Below are 16,320 nucleotides of genomic sequence, written 5' to 3'. Positions count from 1 at the left end.
TTTATGCTTGGTAATTTTCAAACCATCTGTTCATTTGGCCTAGGATGTCTGCTGTCGCATTTGCATTCTTAAAAGATGGCATTTGTACAAGTAGCGGCTGTTTTGGCGCACTTGTTGTTGCGGATTTTCTCTGCAACAAGAGAATGCTCTTTGCATTCTTTTCTGATTTAAATGCTGATTCAGGTAAGCGAATAACCCCAATTATATGAGCATGTTCTTGAAGATATGCATGCAGCTTATCTGATTGGTCACTGTCAAAAAGAAATTCAGGGATGACTAGAATCAGATAACCCGCCTCTTTTGTATAACGCAAACTTTGCTCGATAAACAAGTGATGTGCGTAAGAATGACCAGTATCTGCTTTTAACTGGTACTCATTCGCTACGATATCGTCTGGATAGTATCCAATTGGCAAATCGGCAACAATTAAGTCGACTGGATCAATCAGGAATGGTCTTAAGCTGTCCTGATGAAAAAACTCAATTTCCTTTTTCTGTAGGTTCGCATTAATAACAGATAACTGAATTAAGGTTGGATCAACTTCACTAGCATAAGCTTTTACATTTTGCTTGAGCTGACCAAGAACAGTTGTCAGTAAATTAGCCGTTCCACTAGCCGGATCAAAAATACGCAGCTCTTCTTTATCTTTTGTGAGCTTGCCGGCAAGATACCCTACAATTAACCCGACTGACTCTGGTGTCATCACATGTTGCTCTTGCGTTGCGTCTTTCATTCCTTTTAAGATTACGAGTTGAACTGCCTTACGGATATCTTCAACTTCAAAAGAATGAAAATCTATGTTTGCTAAAGCGCTATGTAATTTTCGATTTAAAATATCGTCCATGTCTTCAGGTGCACCTTCATAAAATAAGTATTCCATCGCAACTGTTAGGCTATCGAGATACGGTTCATTCAGGTGCTGCTGAATGATTGTCGTTGTTTCATCCAACCAGCCGAATAATGTTTCGACACTTGATTTTTCCATGAACTATCCCCCATTCTATTCTTTCACAACTTTTCCAGTGTAACAAATTATACAACAACATGTAAACTAAATTGTAATCAGTCTTAAAAAACCTCAAAATTTAAAATAACATAGGGGCTGACCCCCATTGCTTTTATGTAAAAAATCTCACTGTTACTTTTTATCCTTCTAAAAAAGACTATTTGGTGAACTGTTGAGCAAGCCTTTACCAGGAAAATCTCTCCTCGTAAAACGGGAGAGATTTTTCTTTCCTTATTCTGCTTCACCAGCAGCTTTCAATGCTGCTTCGTAGTCAGGGTGTGTAGATACTTCCTCAACGTATTCTACATGTCTGACATCATCATTGGAATCAACGACAAAGATTGCTCTTGCAAGCAGTCGCAATTCCTCCATTAATACACCGTAATTTTGGCCAAAATCTGCATCGCGATGATCTGATAGTGTATCAACTTTCTTAATTCCGTTAGCAGCACACCAGCGACTTTGAGCAAATGGCAGATCCATGCTAATCGTTAAGACAACAACATTATCTAACTTATCTGCCTCTTCATTAAAGCGTCTTGTCTGCTCGGAGCAAACGCCAGTATCAATAGAAGGAACAACACTGATTAATTTTACTTTTCCACTATAATCCTTTAACGTAACCTCTTTTAAATCATTGGATAACACTTTAAAATCAGGAGCTTTATCTCCTACTTTAACCTCAGTCCCAACTAACGTAACAGGCTCCTGCTTAAAAGTAACATTTACCATCGTTTGTATTCCTCCCTTTATTTAAACCTACCATTATTATGAAGATAACCACTTTGCCTGTCCAATAATTCGAGCTGAAAAACTGTTAAATTTATGTGAACGAGGCATTCATCATACAATTACCCAAAATAGTTTGAGATAAAACCTATTCTAGATATCAAATTGAAGCGGGCCATCCCCATGTCGCTCATCTTTTTGTTTTGCTTTTTCCTCTTTATTATTATCTTTTTTTGAACTAGCAGATTCTTTCATGAACTGTTGCACCTTATCAACTACTTGAGGAGCAAAGTCTATCATCTTTTCGTACAGTTGAATATGCTGATCCATATGAACCATTTTAATGCCTTTCTCGTTAACAATTAAGAAGGCGACTGGAGTAATTGAAACTCCTCCCCCACTTCCACCACCAAACGGCAGCGTAGCCTCTGCGTCACCATTAGATTGATTCGGGCTAAATTCGCTACCTCCAGCAGCAAAACCGAAACCTACTTTCGATACAGGGATTATCAAACTCCCATCCAACGACTTAACTGGGTCTCCGATAATCGTATTTACTTCCACCATTTTCTGTAGATTCTCCATTGCGGTTGTCATTAAACCTTGTATTGGATGCTCTTCCATTATTCATTTCCTCCTTTATCAGCTTGTAAAGCTTCCTTCATCAATTGAAGATACTTCTTCCGCTTTGTAAAAACGTACATAGCTTTCCCTAAACGCATCGATAACATACAATCTAGATTTGTATATAAAAATCGATGTTGAAAATTAGGTTCAACATGAATAATTGGCTTACATTTCAATTGTAATTTGTTTATTAAATAGAGACTCACAGTATTTTTAATTGTCCATATCCCCCCAATCATGATGCCGGTAAGAGCTGCATCTCCGGTACCCCCAACTGTACTCCATGTAAAATGACGCAAGCAAATTGGCTTTAGAACAGTATTTAAAAGCTGATCAACCTTTTGAAGTTTTTGATGATACGATTTTATTCTTCCTGAAAAGAAATTCAAATCAGTTTCACTGCTTGTATTCGATTTTTCATTGATGTTGGAGAGATCGTAGTATTTTTTATACAATCTGATTCGCAAAATAAATACAGAAACAGTAACATGCTGTTTCGTCTGGTCATAAATGTACTGCATGGAAATGTAAACATGAGATAGGAATATTAGCCATAAAAACAGAATAATTACCAGTAAAATGATAAGCAGCATATCGTGCCAACTTTCTTACACAATCTTTTGTCACTAGTCTGTAGCATTTACAATATTTTTAAACGTTTTAATGCCTGATTATTAGGATATTAAAAAAAGGAGTGCTATGATAAAGAAAATGGTAGCAATTGGAGGGTTTAGTAATGGACAATCGCAGAAACATGTTTTTTTATTATAATAGAGACGGAGAAACAGATGATAAAGTTGAAACCTTACAAAATTTAGCTATTGAAAACGGATTCACTATCGTTGATAACCACAAGGATGCCAATCTTATCGTGAGCGTTGGCGGTGATGGTGCGTTCCTGCAAGCTGTGAGAAAAACAAGCTTCAGACAGGACTGTCTCTATACTGGAATCACGCGTGAAGGGCAATCTGGGTTATATTGTGATTTCAACATTGATAACTTTGATCAGATGCTCCATTCCCTTCAACATGATGAATTAGAGGTACGACGATTTCCGATTATTAAAGCACAGATTAATGATGGCAATTCCTTTTATTGTCTTAACGAGGTAACCATTCGTTCGACAATTGTAAAAACAATCGTAATGGATGTGGAAATTGATGGAAACCATTTCGAAACATTCCGTGGTGATGGTCTAGTCGTCGCTACACCTACTGGTAGCACCGGCTACACGAAATCTGCCAACGGTGCCGTTATTGACCCATTAACAGCATGCTTTCAAATTTCTGAAGTTGCGTCATTGAATAATAATCAGTATCGTACACTTGGTTCCTCATTCATTTTAAATAAGAATCGTCATTTAAGACTTAATGTACTTCAAACAGGAAATGATTATCCAATTATTAGTCTCGATAATGAAGCACATCCAATTCGTCAAATCGATAATATTCAGGTTACGATGGACGATTGCGTCATCAAAACCGTAAAATTGAAAAATAACTCTTATTGGGATCGCGTAAAACGAACATTTTTATAAAAGCTTAAAAAATCCTTCTCGTTATCTCCCGAGAAGGATTTTTGGATACGCTACATACGACTGTAAACAATGTCCCCATCAATAACTGTCATCGCAATTTGAATCGCATGAATCTGATCTTCTTTTACTTGAAAAATATCTTCTTCTAAAATAGTGAAATCTGCTTTGTAATTTTCTTTAATAAATCCTCTTGATGATTCCCTTCCGATAGCATATGAACTGCCGGTTGTATATAGATGTACTGCCTCAAAGACTGATATTTGTTCAGCGCCGTTGTATATATTCCCATCAAATGTAGACTGACGCCGTACTGCTGCTTCTATACCAAGCAAGGGATCTACCTGCTCTACAGGTGCATCTGAACCACCTGCACACCTTATGTGATTATCGAGTAATGTTTTCCAAGCATAGGCAAGTGGAAGACGTTGATACCCAATTCGTTCAATAACCCATGGAAAATCGGAGGCAACAAATGTCGGCTGGATATCAACCACTACCGGAAGACATTTAAGCCTTTGCAATGTGGATTCATTTAAAATTTGCCCATGAATAATCCGATCTCGCTTTTCCCCTTGTATTGGATATTTTTCAATAACAGCTATTACCTCTTCTAGTGCCTGATCACCGATCGCATGGATTGCAACTGGTAGGTCACGGGATCTTGCTTTTGCAACAAGTCCTTCAAGATCTGCCTTCGTATGCATTGGTACACCCCTATTTTCTGGATCATCACAGTAGCTTTGGCTGAGCCATGCTGTTCTTCCCCCGAGAGCCCCATCAGAGAAAATCTTAATGGCTCCGAGTTCAACATACTCAGTTCCGCTCCTAAAACCTAGATTTGCTGCAAATAATTCATCCATCACTTCATGATGAACTAGCAAATGCGCCTTAAATTTATTAGAAGTGTGTATTGCACGATAATATGCGTCCAAAGTTTTTTTGAAACCTCCATAATAAAAAAGGTCTTCCGTATGGCCACCAACCAATCCTTTTGATACGAGATCATTTACCGCTATTTTAATTACATTTTCTAAATAGCTCCCCGTTACTTCCGGCATCATTCCTTTTATGATGTCTTGTGCGGCATCATGAAAGTATCCTGTAGCCTCCCCTTGTTCGTCTCGTACTATTATTCCGCTATCTGGATCTGGGGTTGTATTATCAACACCAGCTAGCTCCATCGCCTTGGAATTAGCGAGCAATGCATGTCTGCAAACACGAGTAAGCATCATTGGGTTATCTGGGCAGATTGCATCGAGTTCTGATTTATGAATGATTACTGGATCATCCCATTGATTTTCATTCCACCCTTCTCCTATTAGCCATTCTCCCTCGGCCAGCTGCGCTACTCTTCCCTTTAATGCAGCTTTGACATCACTTGCTGACTTCATTTGTGATAAATCCAGGCGTAATAGCTTTTCACCATGACCAATGATATGCAGGTGACTATCAACAAATCCAGGAAGCATCGTTTTACCTTGAAGATTTATTTCATGCTCAATTTGTTTATCAAATTGCTTGTGTATCGATTCATATGTACCAACTGCCTTAATTGCATCTTTTTCAGTATAGACTGCATCAACAGCTTCTCCTTCATTTTCCAACGTATAAATCTGTCCACCAAACCATAACACTCCCATGTTTTTCCCCCTAGATCTGTAAAGTATTCGATTATTTAAAACTCTACGCATTGGTAGTGGAAAATGCAAGCAACATTTTTTGCTTGCAAGTTTAGAAATGCCTAAAAATGTTAGCCTCGAATAATACTAAAGAGCTACTCTTGAATTCAAGAGTAGCTCCAGCCAATTTTATTTAATTATTGTTATTGCATACCACCAAACTGTTGTTCAGCCATTGAAACTAGACGTTTCGTAATTTCTCCACCAACAGAACCGTTAGCACGAGAAGTTGTGTCTGGACCAAGTTGTACACCAAATTCTTGAGCAATTTCATACTTCATTTGATCTAGTGCTTGTTGAACACCAGGAACTACTAATTGGTTTGAATTGTTTGTCGCCATGTTAGTTCACCTCCTTGGTACTTATAGAATGTGTCACCTGGAGGGAAAACATGCAGAAATAAAATTGGTATTTCCTGTTAGTTCTGTCTAATATTTGTTAAAAGCGGTTGTTCAAAATTCCGGTGAAAATGACACATCGAGAACACACACTAAAACAAATCACTAAAGGACTCTTCGATATCCTTTTTGTCGTAAACCGTTATGGTCTCGATATTTTCAATTGCTTCTTCAATCGATGCTGCAAAATCATGCTTTGATTCATAATGATTGATCTTTACCCGCTTCGGTTTTGTTTTTGGAGACTTTGGTACAAAAATCGTACAACAATCCTCATATGGCAGTATTGAGGTTTCGTATGTTCCAATCTCCTGTGAAATCGAAATAACTTCCAGCTTATCCATCGCAACTAACGGACGTATGATTGGATAATTCGTTACTTCGTTTATTGCGTGCATACTCTCCATCGTCTGACTTGCTACCTGGCCGAGGTTTTCTCCTGTTGTCAGTGATAGAATTGACTCCTGTTCGCATACGCGTTCACTAATACGGAACATCATCCGTCTCATGATGGTCATCGCATACTCGTCAGGCATCTCACGGAAAATCTCTTGCTGCAGTTTCGTAAACGGTACGATATGAATTTTAATCGCTTTTCCATATTTCGTCAGCTGTTTTGCCAGATCCAATACCTTTTGCTTCGCACGTTCACTCGTAAAAGGTGGAGAGTGAAAATGAATTGCTTCTAGTTGTACACCACGCTTCATCGCTAGATAGCCTGCAACCGGACTATCAATTCCACCCGAAAGAAGCAAAAGTGATTTTCCTGATGTTCCAACAGGTAGCCCTCCTAGACCAGGAATTACACTGGAAGTAATATACGTTGCTTCTAATCGAACTTCCACCTTTATTTCCAAATCAGGCTGGTGAACATCAACAAGAATATCTTCTGTGTTTTTTAATAAATGTCCACCAAGAATTTGATTAAGCTCCTGTGAGCGTACAGGGAAATCTTTATTAATACGTTTAACAGACACTTTGAATTTTTTTACATCTGTATTCTCTTTCAACGCGTACAATGCTGCTTCTTTAATTTTTTCTAAATCATTGTCCACCATAATGGCCAAGCTTAAGCTGTGGATGCCAAATATCTTTTGAAGCTTGTCCATAATTGGTTTCGGATCTTCTCCATGTAAAAGAACGAACATTCTTCCTTGAGTTCGTTTAACTTTTACATTTGGAAAGTCTTTTAGCTTCGCTTGAATATTTTCCTGCAAGCGAATAATAAACTGCTTAATGTTTTTACCTTTTAATGACATTTCACCATAGCGAATTAATATATGATCATATTGCATAGATAATCTACTCCATTGCTTCTTTAAATTGTTTGATTGCTTTACTTAATGCTTGAATGAACAACTTCATTTCTTCCATCGTATTATCATAGGATAGGCTTACGCGTAATGCAGTTGTTGTTCGTTCACGCCCATAACCGCAAGCAGCTAATACTTTACTCTCATCCTTCAGTTTAGATGAACAAGCGGATTTCGTCGAGATATAAATCTCCTGTTCCCCAAGCATATGAATAATTACTTCTGGTTTAATACCCGGTACAGACATATTAATAATATGAGCTGCAGCAAGTTCCGGAGTGTTTACTTCTACTCCATCCATCTCATTTAATTCGTCGTACAAGTAGTTTTTCATGTTTAATAAATGATGGTGTTCATTTTTTTCACGTTCTTTTATTATACGTAATGCTTTTACAAACGAAACAGAACCAGCGAGGTTTTCCGTTCCTGATCTTATGGCGTACTCTTGATTTCCCCCATGAAGGAGCGGGAACAGTTTGGTGCGATTGTTTATATAGAGCATACCAGTACCTTTCAAACCATGAATCTTATGACCAGAAAAGGTACATATATCAATTCCACTATTTTTTAACTTGAGCGGAACCTTGCCAATACTTTGAACAGCGTCCACATGGAAGAATAGCTTCGGGTATTTCTTTGCAATTTCACCTATTTTTTCTATAGGTTGGATTGAGCCTGTTTCATTATTGACATGCATAATACTTATTAAAATCGTATCGTTACGAATTGCTTTTTCCAATTCTGTTACAGATACAACTCCGTTTTCATCTACTGGTAAATAGGTAACTTCAAACCCTAATGTTTCCAAGCTTTGACATGTCTCATATATCGAAGGATGTTCAATAGAAGATGTGATAATATGCTTTCCTCTCCCTTGATGCTCGAGGGCAATCCCTTTTACCGCTGTGTTATTCCCTTCGGTTCCACCAGAAGTAAATACAACCTCATCCACACCGATTCCAATTATGTCTGCTGCTTGTTTTTTCGCAGTCAAAAGGAGCTTCTCCGCAGTTCCACCTAATTGATGTATCGACGAAGGATTAGCAAAGTACGTGCTGGATACTTGCTGAAAGCTTTCCAGCACGGATGGATGTGGTTTTGTTGTTGCGCTGTTGTCTAAATAAATCATTTCATTAAACTCCTCATTTATAGATAGTACAAAAACAAAAAGGGAAGGCTGACCTAAGAAACTGAATAACGTTTCTTAAAGACAGCCCTCATTCGCTTATGCGGAATACCTTTGTTATTAGCTATTAACAGCCGTTTGGTTTGCTTCGATTCGCTTCAAAGCACCTGGCTCTACTTCTTCAATAGCTTTTGCTGCATTTTCAAGTGATAATTCATATTCACACGCACGGAAAAGACGCTCCGCTTCTTTCAGTTTAGCAGCAAGTTCTGGATTCTTGCTTCGGTATCTGTTTGCATACTGAATAACCTGTTCTGTTAAATATGCCTGATCTAACATAATTTCTACTTGTTCTGCAGATTGCTCCAGGGAACTTTGCGCTTCTGTTAATGCTTGCTGTACAGCCGCCATGTCCAATGGCTGCTTCTCTAACGCTTCAATAACTTTACCGTTTTTAGCAACAGCCGTCTCTATACTTGACCAAATAAAGTTTGGTACACCGGGAATATTGCTTTTCTTTAACCGGCGATTCAGGTACGTAATTTGATTTCGCATCTCAGCAAGCTTTTCTCTAGCTTCCATCTCATCTTTGCGCAAATTATGGATGCTTTTCTTAAACTCTTTATGCTTCTCTTCTAGTTCTGTTATTTTCTTAAAGCCATCCTCCACCTGCTCACGTAACTCTGTATGCGTCTTTCCTTCTTCTTCCATGTTATCAGATAGCTTTTGTAATTGTTCACTTAATTTGGCAATTGTCTTACCAACTGATAAAAATCGTTCTAAATCATTATTTTCAACATAATAAGCTTTTTTTATTTCTTCCACTTCGATTTTCGTCGCGTCGAAAGTTGCTCCAAGCTCTTCGAGGGAATTTTCATATTCAGGAATATGTGCTTCGAGATAATTTTTCGCATGTGCTTCATTCTCCAAAAGCTCATACATTTCTTTAATTCTCTCTTCACTTTCCGAGATGAGGTCATCTGCTTCAGACATGTCACCAGCTTCCAGCTGCTCCAGCACGTCCGAAATTCTTTCCTGATATGTATAGATTTCTTTTTCTAAGGAAAGATGCTCGACTCGATAACCGTCTTCTTTCATTTCCTTAATCCCTGCAAGTAAATTATCGAATTGAGAAGGAAGATCGTGTTTACATTTTTTGTAGATTGCTGGAAATTCATTCAGAATCCCTTCTAATTCGGTTAGTTCAACTTTTACATGTTGAACAATTTGGCTCGCTTCCATATAGTCACCAGCCTCAACTAATTCATGATAAGAAGCTAATTTGTCTTCCAGTTCATCCAGCTTATTATCAAACTGAAGCTCTGCTTTTCCATAGAGATAGCGACTTTGTGAAAGTTTCTTCCGTAATGCCTTCAACACTGGTGTTAAATCAGCAACTTCCTGCCTGCTTAATTCCTCGGTTTTAAGCCATTCATCCAACTCACCTAAAATACTTTCAATGCTTTTTTCTATTCCTTGAAGTGTCTCTTCCAATTTTCTCAAGACCGCATTTGCCTTCTTGATAAGGAATCGATCAGCCGCTTCTTCCGCATCAAATAAATGTTCTTCTATGTTTGGAAGTTCTTTTGTAATGATGTATTCCCAACGCTCTTTCCATGATTCGAATTTCTCTTGCGTTTCTCCGGATAAATTAAGCTTCTTAATTTTACTCAGCTGGGATGCGACATTTCTCTCCATAATATCCATCTTCCAGCTCTCTAATTGATCCACCCTGTCATAAATTCGTTTCCGGTAAATAAGTCCAATGATAATTAATACGATGATTGCTAAAATCGCTCCGATGATGTACCCCATACTATGCCTCCCAACCAGTTTCAATAAGAGGTTTCCCTGTCAAAAGTTCTATTTCTATAAAAAAATCACTTATAAATGGTCTTATTTTTTTATTGGAATATTCATTTCGTAAATATATTACATATGATACCATGGAATGAGCATTTTTGGCTAAAAAAATACAAATTAATTGCAGATTCGCCACGTTTTTTCATTTTATCACAATATGATGAAAAAACTGGAGCGGTTCAGTTCTGTTTTTTCCACACATCAGCGTGCTGTAATACCCTCATATCTAAAAGTGCGGGAACTAAAGCCATTGAATATGGAGGGTCCCAATGAATAAAGCTTCATTTTATAAATTGATTCCGTTTCGTAGAAGCTCCCTCAATTATAAAATCAAGCCAATTTTGCATTGTTTTAACATATTTCCTTACAAAAGCTTGATGTGAATACGCCCCGACAACTTGTTCCTTCCAATCATTGTGTAAAATGTAAGGCGTTATTAAGAGTCCTTTCAATTGCATTAGCATATACTCACGTGTATCTCCTTTTACTCTACCATTTAACGCTTCAAAGAACGTTTGCTTAATATAAAAGTTTTCCTTTGCCAAATACGTAACAGCCATCTCTCGAACGAATACAGAATCTAAAGATAGCTCGCGTTGAATGAAACATGTCAATTGATGATTAGTTTGTTTATACTGTATAATAGTAAAAATTAGTCCATTCAGCTTTTCTAATGGAGATAGATTAGCAGCATTTTCCAATGATTCTTCAACTGTTTTCAGGTATTCTTCATAATAATTCGTAACGGCATATTCCAAAAGACCTTGCTTGCTTTTGAAATAATAGCTGATCAATGACACGTTAACACTTGCTTTATCTGCTATATCACGTACGGAAGTTCCATGAAAACCTTTTTGGAAAAACAGGGAAGACGCTGCCTCAATTACTTTTTGTTTGGTTGGGTTCTTTTTCATTAATTCTCATCTCCTTACATCAGTAATACGACAAAGAACCTTGTCTTTCCTGCAATTTTCGCTCGACAAAAACTGTATGCATGTCGAAATTGTACAAAAGCAGAAGCGCCTGGTTAGCGACGTACGGACTGCGCCCCGTACTTTGGGGTGGTTCGACTTGTCGAACATTCTTACGCAGAAGATAAAGGAAACACGGCGACCGTAGGAAGCCGATGTTGACTTTCACCACAAGGGTATAAGTGCGACTAAGCCTCTGGCACAGCCAGTCGGCAAGTCTTCTTTATCGTACGGAGGTGAGGGAAGTCTCGCTAGTCGCTGGGCGCTGGAGCTGGACGTAAGAACTTGTATTTTTTAAATTTAGAAAGGGGGAATTTATTTTGTTTCAGGCTACAACTTATTCAGACGACAGAGTAAAAAGTTACGAACTATTAATTAAACAATTAGATGCTTTAACAGATGGTGAGAAGGATGAGGTTGCTATTTTATCCAATGCATCAGCACTATTAAATCAATTCTTAAAAGAGGTAAACTGGGTTGGTTTTTACGTTTGGAAGGATAATGAACTTGTACTCGGCCCATTCCAAGGACTCCCAGCTTGTATTCGCATCGGCTTCGGTAAAGGTGTCTGTGGTACTGCTGTAAAAGAAAAACAAACACAACGCATTGCCGATGTCCATCAATTCCCAGGGCATATCGCATGTGACAGTGCGAGCCAATCGGAAATTGTAGTACCAATCATAATCAATGATAAAGTATACGGTGTACTTGATATTGACAGCCCTATTAAGAATCGATTTGATGAAATCGATCAAACCTACTTAGAAAAATTTGTTACTACTTTAGAAAAGCATTTACAATAACCTTAGTATAACAAAACTAGCAGCGAATCCAAGCTGCTAGTTTTGTTTTTACTAAAAGGATCGACTCAGTGCTGGGACAATTTATTGTACGGCTAATTGTGAACATCAGTCTTTATTACCTGAATATCAGCTTTTCTCTCTTGATTATCAGCCAATTTTGCTTGAATATCAGCTTTTTTACCAGAAACAGCATTCATAGCCTGATTTACTCCCTGCCTTCATTTATTTTGCAATTTCTCCTTGACTTTCATCTCTAATAATTATATACTATCCTTTGTGTAAAATAATTAAGTAGCCTAAGTGAACCGACGCTTGCACTCATTTTGTTCCTTCGCGGTGGCACTAGCCCCCCAAGGTGTATCGTGTAACTCTCTGCTGCTGGAGCGATGGTACATGAAAACAAAATGAACAACGACCCGGACACGCTCGTTTTATTTTATGCAAATAAAACATAAAGGAGATATGTCCTATGTCACGTTATACTGGATCTATCTGGAAAAAATCACGCCGTCTTGGCATTTCATTAACTGGTACTGGTAAGGAATTAGATAAACGCCCTTACGCACCTGGTCAACACGGACCAACTCAACGCAAAAAAATGTCTGAATATGGCTTGCAAATGCAAGAGAAGCAAAAACTTCGCTTCATGTACGGGTTAAACGAACGTCAATTCCGCAACCTATTCAACAAAGCTGGTAAAATGAAAGGTATCCATGGTGAAAACTTCATGATCTTACTTGAATCTCGCCTAGATAACTTAGTTTTCCGTCTTGGTCTTGCTCGCACACGCAGACAAGCACGTCAGCTAGTTAACCACGGTCACGTGTTAGTTGATGGCAAGCGCGTAGATATTCCGTCATACTCTGTAAAAACAGGTCAAACAATCAGCTTACGTGAAAAATCACAAAAGCTTGATATCGTTAAAGAAGCAATTGAAGTGAACAGCTTCGTACCTGAATACACTACATTTGACGCTGAGAAAATGGAAGGAACTTACTCTCGTTTACCTGAGCGTTCTGAACTTCCAGCTGAAATCAACGAACAACTTATCGTTGAGTTCTACTCTCGTTAAGCCAAGCGCTTATATTCAATAGTATTTCAACCCCTAGAAACCTTGTTTTATCAAGTGTTCTAGGGGGTTTCTTTTTTTATAGTGTAGATTAATGTATTTAAAGTTGGTGATTTTTGGGCGTTTTTTTCCCTATATTTTGAGGAAAGTCGCCAATCAATAACATGAGACGATACATGTGAGCAATTTTAAAACGTTCACCTCTTTTTAAGGTGTCTTAAGTTATCCTATTTGAAAGATTCCTAATACTTCTGTGCTTTGATGTTGTAATACTGTATTTATCCAATCACCTAGTAAATATAATTCTGGAATATCTGAAACAAAAACAAATTCATATTCATACTTTCCCACTTTGTTGTATAGGATGTTTTCACCTTTAAAATGTTTAGCAATAACTTTACTTATGAATTCCATTGTTTCTTCACTATTCTCTACTCGAATTTTAAATTGGTATTTATATTTGCGGTTACTCTCACCTAATGTACTAAATTCCAGAAACTTGTTGTATAATTTTATCTTCTCCTCTTCCTCTTTTGATGTTTTTGTTTTTTCTCCTTGCACTACGTTTTCTTGTTTATCTTGTTCGTGTTGTTTTTCCTTACCACCACCATCGTTCATCTTTTTATCCAGAATTTGGACCAAATCTGTTATATCGGTCATCGATATTTTATCTACTTTTATACCTACATCTTTTATATGATTTATTACTTCATTTCTCATATCAGCTACAGATGTTAAGGTACGCTGGTTATCTTTACTTTGTTGCATGGACATTGATATAGCAACTATAGCTAAAGCTATAGACACGGAACTGGAAATTATATTAAAATTAATACTGTAATCACTTAGCCAAAAAGAAAAAGATAGTATTATAACTGCAACGAGAATACTTGTTAGCCATTTCCAATCTTTATTTGTCCACCCGGAATTCATATACACTCCCTCCTCAACTATTAAATTTCGACAAACAATCTTAGAATTACCAGTTTGCTTTTATTTCAACTATTCTTTGGTAACAATGTTTCTCTTTTCCTGCTGAATCCTTTAAAATTGAAGGCTATTCAGATGCTTATGCTATTTTTCTGCTATTATCCCTCATATCTTCAAGCAATCTTACCTAATGTAGTTAAGACAGTGCCTATTGAAATATTAATTATTAATGTTGGTAACCTGGTATCCAGATTGAGATTAAATCATCTTTCACCATTACAAAATGAACTAAAATTTTAATGACAAACGAAAGTGTTCTTTGTAACCATTTTTCATTTACAAATAAAAATGTCCTTGAGCTACAACCAGAAAACAGGATCGTTCACCATCAGTAGAACGACCCTGTTTTAACAACCATCTATAGCTTAAACTGCCCTACCAACCCATTCAATTCCTCTGCTAACTTAGCTAATTCATCTGCACTTCCTGCAACTTCCTCCATTGAACTGCTTGTTTGTTGTGAAGATGCTGATGTTTGCTCAATACCTGCTGCTGATTCTTCAGATACAGCAGCGATTTCTTGAATGGCATGATTCATTTTCTGACTGTTTGATGCTATTTCAGAAACATTTGCAGTAATGTTATTTATATTGTCTATCATTTCACTTACCGATTTTTGAATTCCTGTAAATTTTTCTCCTGTTAATCGTATTTGCTGTGTTCCATGTTTAACTTCTTCGTATCCACTATTTAGTGAAGTCGTAACGATACTAAATTCATTTTGGATATTATCCACGATACCGGAAATATCTGTTACGGAATGCGCGACTTGTTCTGCAAGTTTTCGGACTTCATCTGCAACAACAGCAAAGCCCCTCCCATGTTCACCAGCTCTCGCCGCTTCAATAGCTGCATTCAAAGCTAATAAATTTGTTTGATCGGCAATATCCCGAATCACAACTACTAGCTTCGAAATTTCTTGAGATTGAACGTCTAAACCTTGTACTTTTTGTACTGCATCTTGCACAATGGTATCAATACTTTCCATTTGATTCATGGATGAGTCCATTAAAGTAGAACCTTCACTAGTCATCTGTATTACTTGGCTAGACTCCCCTTGTACTTGGTCTGCATTTTCATTTACTTCCTCTAGTTGCTTTGTATAGATTGCCATCATGCTAGATATTTCACCTGACTGATTTGCTTGCGTTTCTGAACCGGATGCCAATTCCTCCATCGTAGTGGATATTTGCTCTGTTCCTGAACGTACTTCATTCGCTGATTGTGTAAGCTCCTCACTGTGGGCAGTTACAGTAGTAGATACATCATTGATCTTAACCATAATGTTTCGCATGCTTTCACTCATATCATTGGTAGCTGTCACAAGCTGACCAATCTCATCAGTAGTTTTTGCCTGAAGCGGCTCTTGATTCAGGTTACCATTAGCAACTAATTGCATGCGATTCATTACCATCCGTAAAGGTCTAGTAATGGATGCAGCTGTAGCGATGGCAACGATAATGCCTAAAACGATAACTAACGCGGAAATAACAATCCCAAGGATCATGATGAAATCTCCGTTTGCTTTTACCGTATCTCCTAATTCTTGTATAATGACTTCTCTTTCGCTCGCCAATTCATTAAAACCAGCAATTAATTCATTACCTAGTGGCTGTACGGAATTTTCCGTGATTTCTGTTGCGCTTTCCTCATTCCCATTTTCGAATTCAGCAAAAACCTCATCCGTTAAAGTTCCCCACTCTATTTTTTTATCGATTAATACTTGCAGCTCATCTGAATCACTTAACTCCAATGCACGATTCTCTAAAGCAATGCTTGCTTCAATTCCATTTTGAAAATCATCCTTATATTGTTGGCTATCAAATAATAAATACCCACGAATCAAACTCTCACGCTCGACCATATCATATGCTAGCTTTTCCTCTACAATTAACAGCTCAAGCTCCGTATCGATTATCCCCTCTAAATCACTGTTTATTTCATTAATCGAATAAATGGTAAAGCCACTTAAAAGGATAGTTAATACAATAACAACAGAAAAGCAAAATAATATTTTAGCTCGTAAGGTTTTAAAACTAAATAGGTTTGAAAACTTCTTCATGCTGTGATACCCCATTCTATATAATAGTAGTCTACTATATTTCTTCTATTGACTCCTTTTCCGAAATCAACTTGATAAATATATAGCTCTTTCTATTCTATATCGTATTACTTCAAAAATAGTTTAAGTAGTTATCCTAATTTTACA

The 16,320-nt window shown here is 37.4% G+C and carries 15 protein-coding genes; 3 read left to right on the top strand and 12 right to left on the bottom strand.

The genetic code is table 11. The features are described 5' to 3' along the window. Window position 1: 1 nt before the first annotated feature. The 4 genes from D1B32_RS07665 to D1B32_RS07650 form a co-directional block, all read right to left on the bottom strand. Window positions 2-985, bottom strand: a complete 984-nt coding sequence (locus D1B32_RS07665; protein WP_095307347.1) for a class I SAM-dependent methyltransferase — start codon at window positions 983-985, stop codon at window positions 2-4. A 252-nt stretch (window positions 986-1,237) separates the two neighbouring features. Then, entirely contained in the window at window positions 1,238-1,738 is a 501-nt protein-coding gene (tpx, locus tag D1B32_RS07660; RefSeq protein WP_095307348.1) for a thiol peroxidase, read from the bottom strand. A 150-nt stretch (window positions 1,739-1,888) separates the two neighbouring features. After that, on the bottom strand, window positions 1,889-2,359 hold the full coding sequence (ytfJ, locus tag D1B32_RS07655) for a GerW family sporulation protein (protein ID WP_095307349.1): 471 nt from the start codon (window positions 2,357-2,359) through the stop codon (window positions 1,889-1,891). Continuing rightward, the gene (locus tag D1B32_RS07650) at window positions 2,359-2,955 is read right to left on the bottom strand and encodes a DUF2953 domain-containing protein (RefSeq protein WP_095307351.1); all 597 of its coding nucleotides are present in this window, start codon (window positions 2,953-2,955) and stop codon (window positions 2,359-2,361) included. Before D1B32_RS07650 ends, ytfJ begins: the two co-directional genes overlap by 1 nt. A gap of 143 nt (window positions 2,956-3,098) precedes the next feature. On the opposite strand from D1B32_RS07650, the gene D1B32_RS07645 reads away from it, so the two are divergent. Further along, window positions 3,099-3,899, top strand: coding sequence for an NAD kinase (locus D1B32_RS07645; protein WP_095307352.1), 801 nt, complete (start codon window positions 3,099-3,101; stop codon window positions 3,897-3,899). A 50-nt stretch (window positions 3,900-3,949) separates the two neighbouring features. On the opposite strand, the gene D1B32_RS07640 is transcribed toward D1B32_RS07645, so the two are convergent. From D1B32_RS07640 to refZ, 6 genes are all read right to left on the bottom strand, one after another. Further along, window positions 3,950-5,539, bottom strand: coding sequence for an amidohydrolase (locus D1B32_RS07640; protein ID WP_095307353.1), 1,590 nt, complete (start codon window positions 5,537-5,539; stop codon window positions 3,950-3,952). Between the two features lie 182 nt (window positions 5,540-5,721). Beyond that, entirely contained in the window at window positions 5,722-5,919 is a 198-nt protein-coding gene (locus D1B32_RS07635; RefSeq protein WP_095307354.1) for an alpha/beta-type small acid-soluble spore protein, read from the bottom strand. A gap of 149 nt (window positions 5,920-6,068) precedes the next feature. After that, window positions 6,069-7,271: a tRNA uracil 4-sulfurtransferase ThiI gene (thiI, locus tag D1B32_RS07630; RefSeq protein ID WP_095307355.1), complete on the bottom strand. Its 1,203-nt coding sequence runs from the start codon at window positions 7,269-7,271 to the stop codon at window positions 6,069-6,071. Window positions 7,272-7,278: 7 nt separating this feature from the next. After that, complete coding sequence (locus D1B32_RS07625) at window positions 7,279-8,418, bottom strand: cysteine desulfurase family protein (RefSeq protein WP_095307356.1); 1,140 nt, start codon at window positions 8,416-8,418, stop codon at window positions 7,279-7,281. 117 nt (window positions 8,419-8,535) lie between these two features. Next, a complete protein-coding gene (gene ezrA, locus D1B32_RS07620; protein ID WP_118889044.1) occupies window positions 8,536-10,230 on the bottom strand; it encodes a septation ring formation regulator EzrA in 1,695 nt (564 codons plus the stop codon). Between the two features lie 329 nt (window positions 10,231-10,559). Continuing rightward, window positions 10,560-11,192, bottom strand: a complete 633-nt coding sequence (gene refZ / locus D1B32_RS07615) for a forespore capture DNA-binding protein RefZ (RefSeq protein ID WP_118889043.1) — start codon at window positions 11,190-11,192, stop codon at window positions 10,560-10,562. A 377-nt stretch (window positions 11,193-11,569) separates the two neighbouring features. On the opposite strand from refZ, the gene D1B32_RS07610 reads away from it, so the two are divergent. Beyond that, entirely contained in the window at window positions 11,570-12,052 is a 483-nt protein-coding gene (locus D1B32_RS07610) for a free L-methionine (R)-S-oxide reductase MsrC (RefSeq protein WP_095307361.1), read from the top strand. Window positions 12,053-12,521: 469 nt separating this feature from the next. Continuing rightward, entirely contained in the window at window positions 12,522-13,124 is a 603-nt protein-coding gene (gene rpsD, locus D1B32_RS07605; RefSeq protein ID WP_095307362.1) for a 30S ribosomal protein S4, read from the top strand. Window positions 13,125-13,343: 219 nt separating this feature from the next. Here the strand turns inward: rpsD and D1B32_RS07600 are convergent, their stop codons facing one another. Together D1B32_RS07600 and D1B32_RS07595 are read right to left on the bottom strand one after the other, a co-directional pair. After that, window positions 13,344-14,054 carry a hypothetical protein gene (locus D1B32_RS07600; RefSeq protein WP_118889042.1) on the bottom strand — a complete coding sequence of 237 codons (711 nt, stop codon included), beginning with the start codon at window positions 14,052-14,054 and terminating at the stop codon, window positions 13,344-13,346. A gap of 415 nt (window positions 14,055-14,469) precedes the next feature. Beyond that, window positions 14,470-16,173 carry a methyl-accepting chemotaxis protein gene (locus D1B32_RS07595; RefSeq protein ID WP_118889041.1) on the bottom strand — a complete coding sequence of 568 codons (1,704 nt, stop codon included), beginning with the start codon at window positions 16,171-16,173 and terminating at the stop codon, window positions 14,470-14,472. Window positions 16,174-16,320 lie beyond the last annotated feature (147 nt).

Source organism: Oceanobacillus profundus (assembly GCF_003515705.1).
Classification (GTDB): domain Bacteria; phylum Bacillota; class Bacilli; order Bacillales; family Amphibacillaceae; genus Oceanobacillus; species Oceanobacillus profundus.
The sequence above is the reverse complement of the archived record's forward strand: the minus strand, read 5'-3'. Positions and strand labels throughout refer to the sequence as shown.

Coding starts and splice junctions, on each gene's coding strand:
- D1B32_RS07645 (WP_095307352.1), top strand. CDS start 3,099: ATGGACAATCGCAGAAACATGTTTTTTTATTATAATAGAGACGGAGAA.
- refZ (WP_118889043.1), bottom strand. CDS start 11,192: ATGAAAAAGAACCCAACCAAACAAAAAGTAATTGAGGCAGCGTCTTCC.
- D1B32_RS07595 (WP_118889041.1), bottom strand. CDS start 16,173: ATGAAGAAGTTTTCAAACCTATTTAGTTTTAAAACCTTACGAGCTAAA.
- rpsD (WP_095307362.1), top strand. CDS start 12,522: ATGTCACGTTATACTGGATCTATCTGGAAAAAATCACGCCGTCTTGGC.
- thiI (WP_095307355.1), bottom strand. CDS start 7,271: ATGCAATATGATCATATATTAATTCGCTATGGTGAAATGTCATTAAAA.
- ezrA (WP_118889044.1), bottom strand. CDS start 10,230: ATGGGGTACATCATCGGAGCGATTTTAGCAATCATCGTATTAATTATC.
- D1B32_RS07600 (WP_118889042.1), bottom strand. CDS start 14,054: ATGAATTCCGGGTGGACAAATAAAGATTGGAAATGGCTAACAAGTATT.
- D1B32_RS07650 (WP_095307351.1), bottom strand. CDS start 2,955: ATGCTGCTTATCATTTTACTGGTAATTATTCTGTTTTTATGGCTAATA.
- D1B32_RS07640 (WP_095307353.1), bottom strand. CDS start 5,539: ATGGGAGTGTTATGGTTTGGTGGACAGATTTATACGTTGGAAAATGAA.
- D1B32_RS07665 (WP_095307347.1), bottom strand. CDS start 985: ATGGAAAAATCAAGTGTCGAAACATTATTCGGCTGGTTGGATGAAACA.
- ytfJ (WP_095307349.1), bottom strand. CDS start 2,359: ATGGAAGAGCATCCAATACAAGGTTTAATGACAACCGCAATGGAGAAT.
- D1B32_RS07625 (WP_095307356.1), bottom strand. CDS start 8,418: ATGATTTATTTAGACAACAGCGCAACAACAAAACCACATCCATCCGTG.
- tpx (WP_095307348.1), bottom strand. CDS start 1,738: ATGGTAAATGTTACTTTTAAGCAGGAGCCTGTTACGTTAGTTGGGACT.
- D1B32_RS07635 (WP_095307354.1), bottom strand. CDS start 5,919: ATGGCGACAAACAATTCAAACCAATTAGTAGTTCCTGGTGTTCAACAA.